Source organism: Bartonella sp. W8122, from assembly GCF_016102485.1.
GTDB lineage: Bacteria > Pseudomonadota > Alphaproteobacteria > Rhizobiales > Rhizobiaceae > Bartonella > Bartonella apihabitans.
The window spans coordinates 106,132-120,269 of the sequence record NZ_JACFOO010000001.1 but is presented as its reverse complement, the minus strand read 5'-3'; the positions used below and the strand labels follow the sequence as shown (position 1 = coordinate 120,269).

Genomic DNA, 14,138 nt, shown 5'->3' with positions numbered 1-14,138 from the left:
TAAGGTTTTTATCGGAATTTTTCGAATGCCGCTCAAGATTGTTGATTGCCTATTGGAATAAGCAAAAACCGTAAATTGTGCGTTGCCCTCCGATCGATAATTCAAGCCGAACTTCATTAATGAATTGACGAAATGCCATTTCAAAACGCGCTGCCGTCTGAATCGCGAGAACGCGTGATTTATAATTCCAGTTATCGATGCTGTTGACTTCCGCTAACGATTGTTCATTCGCTCCGCCAATATTAGGGAAAGGCAGAGCACCTTAATCCGGATTGTGAAAACAGCAGCTTATTATGTGACAAAAACGGCGTAAGATTATTTATCTTTTCGTTTTCCATTATTGACCGACAAGTGCAACAATCAGTGCTTGAATAAAGAAAGCCGGTTTTCGGCATCGAACGAATAAAAATCCATAGCCGATAAATGAGAACCTCTGCGTTTCATGTGAATTGCGGTTGCAATCCGCTTTTCAAAACCGGTTCAACCCTTTGTGAGCAATAAGGAAGTGAATTGCGAATGGCATTTTAGCCTTATATATGTCGCATCATAATTATTAGCATACTACATAAATCCTCTGGACGAGTTCATGAAAAACGCCACTCAATCAGTGCTGTTTATCGATTTGTTATTCAAAGTCAGCCGTAAACTGAGAAATTTGCTGGACGCGCGCATTCGCCAGCACGGTTTGACCTTGGCCCGCGCACTCACCTTGTCGGCCCTGAAAGATCAGGACGATTTTTTCCAGAAAAATTTGGCTGAAGAATTGGGCATTGAACATGCAACTTTGGTTCGGCTTATTGATGCATTGGAAGAACAGGGTCTGGTTATACGAAATGTTGCGGAAGATGACCGGCGAGCCAAGCGCGTTACTTTAACGTCGGAGGGGAGAAAAACAGTCGAGGAAATAGAAACTTATGCTGCACATCTCAGTCACGAGGTGATGTCCGGCATTGACGGCAAAAATATCACAAATGCTATGGGTGTTCTTGAACATATTGCCGATGCGGTGGAAAGAGAGGGCCGCTCATGAGCGCAGGCGTTCTCCCACTGCCCGATGATGAACGGGAACCACCTTTTCCCAATCCCGGCAAAATATTTGCCGGTCCCATCCATCGCTGTCTGCTTTATATTTTTGCGGCCAGTCTTTTACAATGGGTCTATGGCCTCGGGGCCAATATGGTCCAATCCAATATTACTCAACTCACGGGTTTTTTCCATGCAACTGTCGAGGAAACGACATGGCTTGTCGGTGCTTATATGGCGCCCAATGTCAGCCTGTCTATTTTCCTTATCAAGATAAGAAACCAATATGGTTTGAGACTTTTTGCCGAATTGTCGATTATCGGCTTTTTATTGACATGCATATTGCATTTGTTTGTCACAAGCTTGCAGTCGGCAATTATTATCCGGTTTTTCGCAGGTATTGCGGCTGCTCCCATGTCGTCACTTGCTTTTTTCTATATGATTGAAGCATTCGCACCCGCCAAAAAGCGCACTGTGGGTTTAAGTCTCAACTTGATGAACATTGCTCTTGCTGTTCCTTTATCAAGGCTGGTTTCGCCCGCATTGATTGATCATGCCGGCTTTCACGCATTGTTTGCATTGGAAATGGGGCTTGCACTCATCGGCTTTGCTTGCATTTTCTATTTGCCTTTAACGCCGATCAAACGGGCAAAAGTTATCGAGAAGTTGGACTATGTGAGCTACGGTCTTATCGCTGTTGGTCTTGGAATTAACGCAGCAATTATGCCGGTTGGTCGATTATATTGGTGGCGTGAGGTATCGTGGATGGGGTGGTGGCTCGCTATAGCGGTTTTCTGCCTTATGGCCGCGTCAGTCATAGAACTGAACCGGAAAAATCCGTTGATAGATTTGCGCTGGCTATTCAGCAAAGAAATGCTTCATATCGCAATCGTTCTTATGATGTTCAGAATTTTGCTGTCGGAGCAGGCAACTTTAGCATCCAATTTTTTTAATTTGTTCGGTCTGCTCAACCGTGAAATGGAAGTTATGCATGCAGGCGTGGTTGTTGGCACCGTTCTCGGGGGCCTTTCATGTGCTATATTTTTCAAGCCTGGCCGCGAGGATTTGTTCCACGTCATTGCGCTTATCCTGCTTGCTGGCGGGTCCTTCATAGATAGTCATGCAACCAATCTCACAAGACCCGATCAGATGATATTAAGTCAATCAATGATTGGCGTTGGCTATGCGTTGTTTTTACCGCCTTCCATGTCGAAGGGGCTCGCAACCGCAATTGCCAGAGGGCCGAATTATATTCTGAGCTTTATTGCAGTCTTTCTGTTTACACAAAATACGGGCGGACTGATGAGCTCGGCGTTTTTCGGCAGTTTACAAATTGTATTTGAAAAATATCATTCAAATATCCTCACCCAGCAAATTGTTATGAGTAATCCGATTGTCGCAAATGATGTCAATCAGCTCTCCGAGGTCTACGCCCACGTGATCAGCGATCCGGTATTGCGACATAGCGAGGGTCTTGCAGTATTAGCAAAAAGGTCGACACTCGAGGCCAATGTTCTGGCTTATAATGATGTGTTCCGCCTTTATTCATGTATCGCTCTTATTGTTCTGGTGATCTTGCTCATCAGAATGGCTTTGCGTGGATATAAAAATTTTCGTGACAAACAAGTCCAGTTATCGACACAAACAGCCTGAAAACAGGCGTTAAAATGCGGATGAAAGAGAATGATAAGGTTTTTACGTTCAAAAGCAACGGCTGTTTCCATTATCGCCGGTATTTGCGGGATATTATTGATATTATGGGCGTGGCAACTGCCTCCTTTTATCAGCAGTATCGAAACCACAGACAATGCTTATGTTAAAGGCTTTGTGACGATGATTAGTCCGCAAGTGGCGGGGAATATTTCGAGCGTAAAGGTCAAAGATTACGAGCGCGTCAAAGAAGGTGAGCTTCTGATTGAAATAGAAGATCGCATTTTCAAGCAAAGGGTGGAACAGGCAGTAGCCACACTCGATTCAAAAAAGGCCGCATTGGCGAGTTCCTACCAGCAGGAGGAATCAGCGAAAGCCGATATTCGCTCCGCAGAGGCTGCCTTCACCAAGGCGGAGCTTAACTGGAAACGTGTTGAACCATTGACGCAACGCGGTGTGTCATCGCAAAGCAGTGAAGATTCCGCCCGTGCCGATCGCGATCAAAAAAGTGCAGAACTTGAAGTCAGAATACAGGCGTTAAAGAAAATTCTTGTTGATCGGGAAGGCTTGAAGGCCGATGTCGAAAGTGCCGAAGCAGCGGTTGAACTTGCAAAAATAGATCTTGATCATACCAAAATTTATTCCCCACGCGACGGGCGTGTCGGTGAAGTCGGTGCCAAACTCGGCCAATATGTCACAGCGGGAACGCAACTCCTTGCCGTTGTACCCGATGATGTCTGGATTGTCGCCAATTATAAAGAAACACAATGTGCCAATATGAAAGCCGGACAACCGGTAGTATTTTCTGTCGATGCGTTGGACGGGTATAAGCTCAAAGGGCATGTTGCCCGCTTTTCGCCGGCGGCCGGTTCGGAATTTGCTGTTTTGAAGCCCGATAACGCAACCGGAAATTTCACCAAAGTTGCCCAGCGCATTCCGGTTCGCATCGAGATCGACCCTGACCAGAAATATGTTGATCGATTAATACCCGGTATGTCGGTTATTCCTCATGTTGATACATCGGTAAATCCGGAAAAATTACAAAATTAAATTCCAGGTTGAACTGATTTAAACTGTTTTATCTCAAGGCAGATTTAGAAAATTTAAAAAATACTATGAAACCGCGTTCGATTGCGTTAATCCCTATTCCGGCCATTTGCTTTCGGCTTGACAGTTGGTATTGTAAATTTAGAAAAATAACATAGGGGACATACACTCAATGGATTATTTTTTTCAGCAACTAATAAACGGAGTTGCTTTGGGGGCTATTTATGGGCTTATCGCTATTGGCTACACGATGGTCTATGGCATATTGGGCATGATCAATTTTGCCCATGGTGATGTGTTCATGATCGGTGCCTTCATTGCGATGATCGTTTTTATGATGCTGCTGACATTGCCGGCAGCCGTGCCTATTGCCCTGGCACTGCTTATAATGCTCATCGTTTCAATGGTTTTCACATCTGTCTGGGCTTGGGTTATCGAACGGGTTGCTTATCGGCCATTGCGCGGCTCCTTTCGTCTTGCTCCATTGATCACAGCAATCGGGATGTCGTTTGTTTTGCGCAATTTCGTTCAGGTCGAGCAGGGCCCGCGTAACAAGCCTATTCCGGAAATGATCAGTGGTGGTTTTGTCATTCCGGGAACCGATGTTTTTATTTTGAACAAGCAACTTCTGGTCGTCGTGGTTACGGCCGTTCTGCTTTTTATCTTTTCCCATATTGTCAGCAAAACACCGCTCGGCCGCGCCCAACGCGCCGTCGAACAGGATGGCAAAATGGCAGCTCTTTTGGGAATCAATGTGGACCGGATTATTTCGGTGACCTTCATTATGGGGGCAGCGCTTGCAGCAATAGCCGGAACACTTTACCTGATGAATTATGGACAAATTCATTTTGCCGATGGTTTTATTCCTGGAATCAAAGCTTTTACCGCCGCTGTTCTCGGGGGAATCGGGTCGTTGCCCGGTGCAGTTCTTGGCGGTCTTCTGATCGGCTTGACAGAAGCTTTGTGGCAAACCTATTTTCCGCCGGAATATAAAGACGTTGCAGTCTTTCTTATTCTTGCAATTGTTCTCGTATTTATGCCATCCGGTATCCTTGGACGGCCAGAAGTTGAAAAGGTTTAGACGGCGGCCATGAACCAGATAACATCTTTGCCAAATGCCGGAAGAATCGACTTTAAACGCGCTTGTCGCGAAGGCATTGTGACAGCTTTTATCGCATTATTGCTGTTTGCCTTTATCGTGGGTTTCAGGGCTGATCTCAATTTGCGGAACGAGATGACACTGACACCGCAAATCGGTTATCTTCTCAATTATGTGATTATTGCCGGTGTCGGGCGTTTTACGTGGTGTCTTTTTGGCGGTGGTACAAAGGGAGCAGTTTTTGCACTTGTCCCTTCTGTCATATTGTTCATCGCCTATCGGGCATGGCTTTATTATGAAGATGCCTCTGCCCAATCCACTTATAATTTGTCTGCACAAGCCCATCAGCTTTTCATTGCCGGAATTGTCGTCGTCGCTTTTGTGCTGCTTGCCATTGTTTTTCTCTATGCCAAAGGTATTCAACAGGCAATCAGGATAACGGTCAGGGAAGTCACACCGGGGTTCCAGAAATATGCTCCGGGATGTATTTTGGCGCTGTTGCTTGTATATCCGTTTTTTGTCACGACTTTTCTGGTTGATAATCTCGCCCAATCGCAAAAGTGGATCGACAATTATGCAATCCAGATATTGATTTATATCATGCTTGCCTGGGGGCTCAATATTGTGGTTGGCCTTGCCGGCTTGCTTGATTTGGGATATGTCGCTTTTTATGCCGTGGGAGCCTATACGGTTGCCCTTCTCGGCAATCATTTCGGCTTTTCATTCTGGCTGTGCCTGCCTTTGGCCGGTATTTTTGCAGCCCTTTGGGGAATGATGCTGGGATTTCCGGTATTAAGATTGCGTGGTGATTATCTTGCCATTGTTACTTTGGCTTTCGGCGAGATTATCCGCACAATTTTGCAAAACTGGACGCCGGTTACCGGCGGCGCTGCTGGGCTGTCGGTTCAAAAAGCAACATTCTTCGGTGTTCCCTTCACAAGGGGCGAAGGCGGATTTGCCGAGCTCTTCGGATTAAATTTTCAGGCTGCCCATTATAAGATATTCCTCTATTATGTCATTCTTGTCATGGTGGTGATTACCGCCTGGGTCGTGATGAGGTTGCGTCGACTGCCAATCGGACGGGCATGGGAAGCTTTACGCGAAGATGAAATTGCCTGCCGCTCGCTTGGAATCAACACAGTAACAACAAAATTGACGGCCTTTTCCATCGGCGCAATGTTCGGCGGTTTTGCCGGAGCATTTTTTGCAGCAAGACAGGGGCGCGCCGATTACACGAGTTTCATTTTCGACGAATCGGCAATTATTCTGGCAATTGTTGTTCTGGGGGGTATGGGGTCACTAGGTGGAATTGCTGTGGCTGCTGCAGTCATGATTGGTGGCACAGAGCTATTGCGCGATGTTCCGGCGCTACAGATGATATTCGGTCCCGATTTTGACCCGCCACAATATCGTATGCTTTGGTTTGGTCTGGCGATGGTGTTCGTCATGGTGTGGAAACCGCGCGGCTTTGTCGGTAAACGGGAGCCGAGTGCCTTCCTGAAAGTGAAGAAAGCTGTTTCGGGTGATTTTACAAAAGAAGGAAACGGCTAATGGCTGACGATAATACCCTTCTCCAAATCGAGCACCTCAGGATGCAATTTGGTGGTCTCGTTGCCGTTGACGATTTGAGTTTCAATGTCGAGCGGGGCAAGATTACGGCTTTGATCGGGCCGAATGGTGCAGGTAAAACAACTGTTTTTAACTGTATTACCGGCTTTTATCGGCCGACTGGCGGGATGTTGTCTCTCCACACCAATGAAGGAAAAACTTTTCTATTGGAGCGGCTTGCCGATTATGAAATTACCAAGAAAGCGAAAGTTGCTCGCACCTTCCAGAATATCCGCTTGTTTACCGGCTTGACGGTTCTCGAAAATCTGCTCGTTGCGCAACATAACGAGTTGATGCGTGCTTCCGGCATGACCGTGCTTGGCCTGTTCGGTTTTCCTTCATATAAGCGTGCCGCCAAAGAGGCGATCAAAAAAGCCGAGCTTTGGCTTGAAAAAATAAATCTTGTCCATCGTGCCGATGATCCTGCGGGAGATCTTCCTTATGGTGATCAGCGGCGTCTCGAGATTGCACGTGCGATGTGCACTGAGCCGCAACTTTTATGTCTTGATGAACCGGCGGCAGGTCTTAACCCTAAAGAATCGCTTGAACTGAACGATCTCCTTTTGGATATCAGGGATGTCGAGCATACCTCCGTATTGCTGATCGAACATGATATGTCGGTGGTGATGGAAATATCCGATCATGTTGTTGTTCTCGAATATGGGTCAAAAATTGCTGATGGTACGCCGGAGGTCGTCAAAAATGATCCGAAAGTGATTGCAGCTTATCTTGGCGTTGACGAGGATGAAGAGGCATCTCCTGAAACAGCAGTTGAGGATGTCGCGGCTTCTGTTGAAATATCGGAAACGGAAATCATTACTGCCGACTCGAAAGAACAAGAGGGAAAGCGTTCATGAGTAGCGATGCACCAGCACTTCTTAAAGTCGAAAATATTGAAACCTATTACGGTGCTATTCAAGCTCTACGGGGCGTCAGTGTTGAAGTCCGGCAAGGCGAGATTGTTACACTCATCGGGGCCAATGGTGCCGGTAAGTCAACTTTGATGATGACGATATTCGGCAAGCCGCGTGTACGGTCAGGTCGTATTTGGTTTGATGGTCATGACATTACCTATATGGAAACGCATGAAATTGCGCGATTACGTATTGCGCAGTCGCCGGAAGGGCGGCGCATTTTTCCGCGCATGACCGTGCTCGAAAACCTGCAAATGGGTGCAAGCATCGACAACCTCAAATATTTTGACGAGGATGTCGAGAAAATGTTTGCTTTATTTCCACGCCTGAAAGAACGCTTGCAGCAACGCGGCGGAACATTGTCCGGTGGCGAACAGCAGATGCTGGCAATTGCGCGTGCGCTTATGTCGCGTCCGAGACTATTATTGCTTGATGAACCTTCATTGGGGCTCGCACCGCTCATTGTTAAACAGATATTCGATGCAATCAAAGTACTAAACAAGGAAACCGGTCTCACTGTTTTTCTGGTCGAGCAGAACGCTTTCGGGGCGTTAAAACTCGCCCATCGCGGTTATGTCCTTGTGAATGGTGTTGTTACAATGAGCGGAACCGGTGCAGAACTTTTATCGAACCCGAAAGTCAGGGCAGCCTATCTTGAAGGTGGTCGACATTAATCAGGATATTCAAAATCACCACTGGTGTTTGAATCTTTAGGGAGAAAAAATGCAAGGTATCCTTTATCAAGAGTCTTCACTATTTGTCTTTGTACTGGTGACTATCATTCTTGGTGGCTGGGCCGCGTGGATGACGGGGCGCGCTTGTGCACTGACCTGGCATGGGCTGAAAGTGGCGCTGATTTCGATGGTTCCGCTCGCCGCAGCTATCCGCTTCATCCATTATATACCGCCCTTCAACGGCACTCTGTTATCGCTTCATTATTATCTTGTCGATCTTGTTGTCTTGCTGATTTTTGCAGGTCTCGGTTTTCAATTTACGCGGACAAACCAGATGGTTCGCCAATATAGTTGGCTTTACAAGAAATCGTCGCCTTTTACCTGGCACAAGAAATAAGCTTTTCTTTGATGTTGTCTGGAAAAATTACTTTGGATGTTTTACAACTTATGAAGAAAAAAGAGGAGAACTGAAATGAAGAAAGCATTATTGGCAACCGTTGCAGCAATTGCTTTTGGCACGTTCATGAATAGTGCTTGGGCAGATATCAAAATCGGTGTTGCAATTCCTGCTACGGGACCGAGCGCGGCGATTGGTGCGCAAATTCAGCATGGCGCCGAAATGGCCGTTAAAAATATCAATGACAAGGGGGGCATCAAAGGCGAAAAGCTCGTTATCGAGATTGTCGACGATGCATCGGACCCCAAACAGGCCGTTTCGGGTGCCAACAAGCTTGCCGGCGATGGTGTGCAATTTGTCGTAGCCCATTATAATTCGGGTGCAGCGCTTCCGGCAGCAACTGTTTATGATGAAAATGGCATGCTGGCAATTTCAGCCGGTGTTACCAATCCTAAATTGACGGAATCGGGCTATCCGATGCAGTTTCGTGTTTGCGGACGTGATGACCAGCAAGGGTCATTTGCCGCTGAATTCATAAAAAAGCATGTTCCTGATCCGAAGGTCATGATTATTCACGACAAAACCGCTTATGGAATTGGTATTGCCGAAGAAGTCAAAAAAACACTGAACAAGCTTGGCGTGACCGAATTGAGTTTCGATGGTGTCAATGTCGAGGATAAGGATTTTTCGGCCATTATTGCAAAAATGAAGCAGAGTGGCGCAAATGTTGTCTATTTTGGCGGGCTTTATACGCCGGCCGGATTGATGTTGCGCCAAATGGCGGAACAGAAGGTCAAACCTGTCTATATCGGTGGTGATGCCTTTGCCAGCAATGAGCTTGCCGCAACGGCGCAAGATGCAGTTGTTGGTGTTATGAATACGTTTAACGCCGATCCTCGTGGCAATAAGGACAATGAGGAATTGGTAAAATCTTTCCGGGCGAACGGATTTGAACCGGAAGCATTCACACTTTATTCCTATGCGGTTGTGCAGCTTATGGCCGAAGGTATTACTGCCGAAGGGCAAAACCCGCAAAAAGTGGCGCAATATCTGAAAACAAAAGGGCCTTTCAAAACAGTGCTCGGACCTTTGGATTTCACCGAGAAAGGCGATCCAAAGGAAGGTGGTTTTGTTATGAACCGTTGGTATAAAGCTCCGGACGGAAGCTATAATTATTCCGAGGTCAAGGATTGAAAAATAAAGTCGGAAAAAACTGAAGTAAGCTAAAAGAGCTGAAAACGACTGGAAGATAAAAAAGCGCGTTTAACGCGCTTTTTTATTTGCTTCTCTTTTCCTTATCAGGTCAGATATGACCAAGCGGACCTTTTGGATGTGCTGCTCATTTTAAAAAATTTGTTTCTCAACTCTTAGTGAGACAAACTTTATTCGAACACAAATGCAATCTTGTTTTTATCGTTCCGATTATTTGCGGCGGAGGAGAAAATAAGCTGCAACCCCCAAGACACCGACAACCGCTAGAGCAGTTTTGGGATAATTTTTGGTTTGCTTGGTAATATAGTGGGCTTGTTCACCAACAACATCAAGCGCTTGGCGACCTTTATCCTTTATTGTTTCGGCGATTTCGCCTGTATTGCTCATGAAACCGTCGCCTTTGGTCAGTGAATGGGTGAGCGATTGGAGCTCGGCTTTAAGATCCTGAATACGTTTTTCGACTTTTTCTTTCGTATCACTGCCGTTAAGAACATTAAACATTGTTTTTCCCTTGCGCTGAAGCCCCGTATAAATCGAACACAAGGCTGTAACTACTATCTATTACAATAGATAATGCGTAAAAAAGTTCCTTCCAGTGGAAATGAAAAACCTCGGGCCGTTATTTTTTCTCGAAAACGGTATATTCAAATCGGGAAATTTTCTAAAACCGGAAAGATGCCATGAAAAACATAAAAAGCACGGGACGGTTTTAATTCATCACTGACCTCACGTAATTTCTGAAAAAAGACATTCCGATAATCGGAAAAGTGAAAATCTTTTTCAAAATTCCGATTGGGAAAATGGGTTTAAAACAGTTATAACAAAACGATATGATTATGATGATCAGGCAATAAAAGAGACATCATCCGAAAATGAACACGCACGAATATTTTTCCAAACCTTTTCCGCGTCGCAAATCTGTTGCTGTCAATGTTGGCGGCGTTATGGTGGGAGGCGATAATCCTATTGTCGTGCAATCAATGACCAATACGGACACAGCCGATGTGGATGCAACCGTGGCTCAGGTTGCAGCACTCGCCAAGGCAGGTTCGGAACTTGTACGCATTACTGTCGATAGGGATGAATCGGCAGCCGCTGTACCAAGAATTAGAGAACGGCTGGACAATCTTGGAATTACAGTTCCGCTCATCGGTGACTTTCATTATATCGGTCACAAATTACTCGCCGAATATCCTGATTGCGCAAAGGCCTTGGCAAAATATCGCATCAATCCCGGAAATGTCGGTTTTCGCGAAAAACGTGACAAACAATTCAGTGAAATAATCGAATTTGCGATTCAATATGACAAACCGGTTCGTATCGGCGTGAACTGGGGTTCGCTCGATCAGGAATTGCTGACACGGCTGATGGATGAGAATGCTGCAAAAGGCGGGCCGCTTTCGACCGATGAGGTCATGCATGAAGCGGTGGTGCAGTCTGCACTTATTTCGGCACATCTTGCGGAAGAAATCGGCCTTGGGAAGGATAAAATTATTCTGTCGGCAAAGGTCAGTCAGGTACAGGACCTTGTCGCTGTCTATACCATGTTGGCCAAGCGCTGCGATTATGCTTTGCATCTGGGGCTTACCGAAGCAGGTATGGGAACCAAAGGTGTTGTCGCCTCTTCGGCAGCTCTGGGCATTTTATTGGAACAGGGAATTGGCGATACCATACGTATTTCTTTGACACCTGAACCGGGCGGCGATCGTCGGCGTGAAGTGCAGGTTGCACAAGAGCTTTTGCAGGTTATGGGATTCAGGCAATTTATACCCACTGTTGCCGCTTGCCCCGGCTGTGGACGCACCACCTCGACGGTGTTTCAGGAACTCGCACAGAAAATTCAGGGTGATATCCGCAAAAATATGCCGGTCTGGCGGAAAAAATATCCCGGTGTCGAAACACTCAATGTTGCGGTCATGGGATGCATCGTCAATGGGCCAGGGGAATCGAAACATGCCAATGTCGGTATTTCACTTCCCGGTACCGGAGAAATGCCGGCTGCCCCCGTTTTCATTGATGGTAAAAAGGTCAAGACACTGCGCGGGGCAAATATTGCGGCTGAATTCGAGCAGATGGTAGCCGAATATATCGAAGAGCGTTTCAAATAGAGCTGTGATCGTCAATTTAAAAACCATGAAGTGGACATTTGAAAAGAGTGTCCAACTTTGAATAGCACGTTTTTCTCTGAGGTTTTCAAATGGCAAAAAGGTGCATTTGCTTTTTTCGTCATCAAAAACGATGAAAAGCCCGGTTCACTTATTGCAGAATTAAAAGAGCTTGAACGCGTTTAAAAATCCAAAATGTTAAAAGCTTTGTTGGAAAACTAAAAATGTGCTGCGCCCGATAAAACTTTAAGCATGGCAGATCACGGAAGAGCTGGAACGGTTGACTTTTAAGCGGAAGCAATTGTTTTTGAACGTGTCGCCCATCGGGCGCTCTTCAATCAAGTAGAATCGAGAAAAAATCGCAGCCAAATTGATAGCCATCTTTGTTTGACAAGAGCTGCTATAAATTTGGAGAAAACTTCTATAAAGACATGTCGGAGCGGGGGTTTTCTCTATCAATCAGGATTTTCCCGCTGCTTATGTCTTTTATCCAGTCAATAAAGTTTTCTTGTTCATCTTTTGGCAAACGGAGTGTCACTTCACATCCGGAATCGTCAAAATGCCGGTTATCAATCTGTGCAAGAAAATTTTGAACCTCGTTTTCGACAATTGGTAAGAGATTGAAAGGGCAGTGAAAAGTCAAAATTTGCCAGTCCACAAGTTCGACAAGTTCGGCCTTTTGGAGTGTTCTTGACGCACCGCCCCCATAGGCACGAACCAGCCCACCGGTGCCGAGTTTAACCCCTCCGAACCAACGTGTGACAATGACGAGAACACAATCGCAGTTTTTGCCTTCAATGGCATTGAGGATCGGTTTACCGGCAGTTCCTGTCGGTTCACCATCATCATTGAAGCGGTAATTTGAATGGAATTTCCATGCATAGCAATGATGTGTCGCCTCTTCTTTGCGGATTGTTTCAATAATCTCTTCGGCTTCGGTTACCGAATTGATCGGAAAAGCACGCGTTAAAAAACGGCTTTTTTTAATTTCTTCCATAAGCTCTGTTGCAGAAGCAAGAGTAAAGGCCATGAGTATTTTCCGAAGTCTTCTTTTAAATGTCTTTTGCTTTGTTAATGATAAGTTCTTGAAGGGGCGAAAGAAAGCAATGTTAACCGAAAATGCCAACCATCATTACCGAAGCAATTATCTTGTGAAAAGAGCAAGCGCCCAAAACCAAGAGTGGCTTCTTCATGAACATAAAAAACATTATCCTAAAAAAGCTTTATTTATTTTGCGAAACAAACGCCAAGACATTTTTCTTTATCGCAAAAGACAATCACTTGGCTTTAGCGTAAGTTGAATGCGTCGCTTTTTCTTCTGGTGAACGCATGACATTCACCGCGAATGGCCTATGAATGCATAAAGTTTTTTCGCTGTTTCAGTTTTTGTTGTTCAGTTTTTTCTTTCTATAATAAATCTTGCTGTCGCCTTTAGAATATCGGCCTTGTTGCCAAATGGTTCGAGTAAGTCATCAGCCTGTTTCATCAGCCCTTCCAGTTGGTGCTTGGCCCATGCGACACCATGGAGGGCAACCAAAGTTGCTTTATTGGCGGCTATGTCTTTACCGGCAGTTTTGCCGAGCGCTTTGGTATCGGACGTCACGTCAAGGACATCATCGGCAAGCTGGAAAGCAAGGCCGATCGCCGAGCCGAATTCGGAAAGTCTTTCGCGGTCTTCGCGGGTGGCGTTGGAAAGAATAGCACCGGCTTCACAGGCATAGCGGATAAGTGCACCGGTTTTCATCGCTTCCAATGTGATAATGCCGCTTTCGTCAGGTTTTTTTGTTTCTGCTTCGAGATCCAGCACCTGCCCGCCTACCATGCCGCCAAGACCGGCACTGCGGGCAAGACCATTGATCAGTTTGAGCCGGATTTTTGCATCAAGTTCAAGTTTGTCATCGGAGAGAAAATCAAAAGCAATTGTCAATAATGCGTCACCGGCGAGAATGGCCGTCGCTTCGTCGAACGCTTTATGGACAGTGGGCTTGCCGCGCCGCAAATCATCATTATCCATGGCCGGCAAATCGTCATGTATCAGTGAATAGCAATGGATTGCTTCAAGGGCTGCGCCAACACATTGTGCCGCTTCGATATTGGCATCAAAAAGTCGGGCAGTCTCGATAACAAGAAAAGGCCGTAATCTCTTGCCACCATTCAAAACACCATGGCGCATTGCGGCGAGAAGACGGGACGGGCGGGCAATTTCTCCCGTCTCGATATGGCTAGAGAGTTTTGCATCCAGCATTTCACCAATCTGGCGGGCATTTTTTGCAAGTAAATTGGTAAAATCTTCCATTGAGAATTCCTTTAATCTTTGCAAGATGGACATGAAACATTCCAACCTTGCCGTCAACACTTATGAGTTAGACAATAAAGATATAAAAAAGAGATAAATTGCGAGACGATTAT

General features: G+C 45.8%; 13 protein-coding genes and 1 pseudogene. 11 read left to right on the top strand and 3 right to left on the bottom strand.

All coding sequences use genetic code 11. The annotated features are described in order from the left end of the window. Window positions 1-586 precede the first annotated feature (586 nt). From H3S83_RS00590 to H3S83_RS00550, 9 genes and pseudogenes are all read left to right on the top strand, one after another. Window positions 587-1,030 (top strand): MarR family winged helix-turn-helix transcriptional regulator, encoded by a 444-nt coding sequence (locus H3S83_RS00590; RefSeq protein ID WP_198238342.1) that lies wholly within the window; start codon window positions 587-589, stop codon window positions 1,028-1,030. Continuing rightward, complete coding sequence (locus H3S83_RS00585) at window positions 1,027-2,676, top strand: MFS transporter (RefSeq protein ID WP_198238619.1); 1,650 nt, start codon at window positions 1,027-1,029, stop codon at window positions 2,674-2,676. The genes H3S83_RS00590 and H3S83_RS00585 overlap by 4 nt, the downstream gene beginning before the upstream one ends. 30 nt (window positions 2,677-2,706) lie before the next feature. Further along, window positions 2,707-3,723, top strand: a complete 1,017-nt coding sequence (locus tag H3S83_RS00580; protein ID WP_198238618.1) for an HlyD family secretion protein — start codon at window positions 2,707-2,709, stop codon at window positions 3,721-3,723. 169 nt (window positions 3,724-3,892) lie between these two features. Beyond that, complete coding sequence (locus tag H3S83_RS00575; RefSeq protein WP_078040168.1) at window positions 3,893-4,801, top strand: branched-chain amino acid ABC transporter permease; 909 nt, start codon at window positions 3,893-3,895, stop codon at window positions 4,799-4,801. Window positions 4,802-4,954: 153 nt separating this feature from the next. Next, window positions 4,955-6,370 carry a high-affinity branched-chain amino acid ABC transporter permease LivM gene (gene livM, locus H3S83_RS00570; protein WP_370541267.1) on the top strand — a complete coding sequence of 472 codons (1,416 nt, stop codon included), beginning with the start codon at window positions 4,955-4,957 and terminating at the stop codon, window positions 6,368-6,370. Beyond that, window positions 6,370-7,176: pseudogene (locus H3S83_RS00565) on the top strand (ABC transporter ATP-binding protein); the annotation flags it as partial. The gene livM and the pseudogene H3S83_RS00565, both read left to right, overlap by 1 nt. Window positions 7,177-7,280: 104 nt before the next feature. After that, window positions 7,281-8,015, top strand: a complete 735-nt coding sequence (locus H3S83_RS00560) for an ABC transporter ATP-binding protein (RefSeq protein WP_077973090.1) — start codon at window positions 7,281-7,283, stop codon at window positions 8,013-8,015. Between the two features lie 49 nt (window positions 8,016-8,064). Then, entirely contained in the window at window positions 8,065-8,412 is a 348-nt protein-coding gene (locus tag H3S83_RS00555) for a DUF6867 family protein (RefSeq protein WP_077973081.1), read from the top strand. 75 nt (window positions 8,413-8,487) lie between these two features. Continuing rightward, window positions 8,488-9,606 carry a branched-chain amino acid ABC transporter substrate-binding protein gene (locus H3S83_RS00550; protein WP_078040165.1) on the top strand — a complete coding sequence of 373 codons (1,119 nt, stop codon included), beginning with the start codon at window positions 8,488-8,490 and terminating at the stop codon, window positions 9,604-9,606. 228 nt (window positions 9,607-9,834) lie between these two features. On the opposite strand, the gene H3S83_RS00545 is transcribed toward H3S83_RS00550, so the two are convergent. After that, complete coding sequence (locus H3S83_RS00545; protein WP_077973077.1) at window positions 9,835-10,125, bottom strand: hypothetical protein; 291 nt, start codon at window positions 10,123-10,125, stop codon at window positions 9,835-9,837. A 371-nt stretch (window positions 10,126-10,496) separates the two neighbouring features. Here H3S83_RS00545 and ispG point away from each other — a divergent pair, with 371 nt between their 5' ends. Then, the gene (ispG, locus tag H3S83_RS00540; protein WP_198238616.1) at window positions 10,497-11,732 is read left to right on the top strand and encodes a flavodoxin-dependent (E)-4-hydroxy-3-methylbut-2-enyl-diphosphate synthase; all 1,236 of its coding nucleotides are present in this window, start codon (window positions 10,497-10,499) and stop codon (window positions 11,730-11,732) included. A 418-nt stretch (window positions 11,733-12,150) separates the two neighbouring features. Here ispG and H3S83_RS00535 read toward each other — a convergent pair whose 3' ends face one another. Further along, the gene (locus tag H3S83_RS00535) at window positions 12,151-12,759 is read right to left on the bottom strand and encodes a YigZ family protein (protein WP_198238615.1); all 609 of its coding nucleotides are present in this window, start codon (window positions 12,757-12,759) and stop codon (window positions 12,151-12,153) included. Here H3S83_RS00535 and H3S83_RS00530 point away from each other — a divergent pair. Then, on the top strand, window positions 12,758-13,030 hold the full coding sequence (locus tag H3S83_RS00530) for a hypothetical protein (protein WP_198238614.1): 273 nt from the start codon (window positions 12,758-12,760) through the stop codon (window positions 13,028-13,030). The two genes, H3S83_RS00535 and H3S83_RS00530, sit on opposite strands and share 2 nt — an antisense overlap. 92 nt (window positions 13,031-13,122) lie before the next feature. Here the strand turns inward: H3S83_RS00530 and H3S83_RS00525 are convergent, their stop codons facing one another. Then, the gene (locus H3S83_RS00525) at window positions 13,123-14,025 is read right to left on the bottom strand and encodes a polyprenyl synthetase family protein (RefSeq protein ID WP_198238613.1); all 903 of its coding nucleotides are present in this window, start codon (window positions 14,023-14,025) and stop codon (window positions 13,123-13,125) included. Window positions 14,026-14,138: the final 113 nt, after the last annotated feature.

Excerpts from the sequence above, each read along its gene's own strand:
- H3S83_RS00590 (WP_198238342.1), top strand. The coding sequence starts at position 587 with ATGAAAAACGCCACTCAATCAGTGCTGTTTATCGATTTGTTATTCAAA.
- H3S83_RS00585 (WP_198238619.1), top strand. The coding sequence starts at position 1,027 with ATGAGCGCAGGCGTTCTCCCACTGCCCGATGATGAACGGGAACCACCT.
- H3S83_RS00580 (WP_198238618.1), top strand. The coding sequence starts at position 2,707 with ATGATAAGGTTTTTACGTTCAAAAGCAACGGCTGTTTCCATTATCGCC.
- H3S83_RS00575 (WP_078040168.1), top strand. The coding sequence starts at position 3,893 with ATGGATTATTTTTTTCAGCAACTAATAAACGGAGTTGCTTTGGGGGCT.
- livM (WP_370541267.1), top strand. The coding sequence starts at position 4,955 with ATGACACTGACACCGCAAATCGGTTATCTTCTCAATTATGTGATTATT.
- H3S83_RS00560 (WP_077973090.1), top strand. The coding sequence starts at position 7,281 with ATGAGTAGCGATGCACCAGCACTTCTTAAAGTCGAAAATATTGAAACC.
- H3S83_RS00555 (WP_077973081.1), top strand. The coding sequence starts at position 8,065 with ATGCAAGGTATCCTTTATCAAGAGTCTTCACTATTTGTCTTTGTACTG.
- H3S83_RS00550 (WP_078040165.1), top strand. The coding sequence starts at position 8,488 with ATGAAGAAAGCATTATTGGCAACCGTTGCAGCAATTGCTTTTGGCACG.
- H3S83_RS00545 (WP_077973077.1), bottom strand. The coding sequence starts at position 10,125 with ATGTTTAATGTTCTTAACGGCAGTGATACGAAAGAAAAAGTCGAAAAA.
- ispG (WP_198238616.1), top strand. The coding sequence starts at position 10,497 with ATGAACACGCACGAATATTTTTCCAAACCTTTTCCGCGTCGCAAATCT.
- H3S83_RS00530 (WP_198238614.1), top strand. The coding sequence starts at position 12,758 with ATGAGTATTTTCCGAAGTCTTCTTTTAAATGTCTTTTGCTTTGTTAAT.
- H3S83_RS00535 (WP_198238615.1), bottom strand. The coding sequence starts at position 12,759 with ATGGCCTTTACTCTTGCTTCTGCAACAGAGCTTATGGAAGAAATTAAA.
- H3S83_RS00525 (WP_198238613.1), bottom strand. The coding sequence starts at position 14,025 with ATGGAAGATTTTACCAATTTACTTGCAAAAAATGCCCGCCAGATTGGT.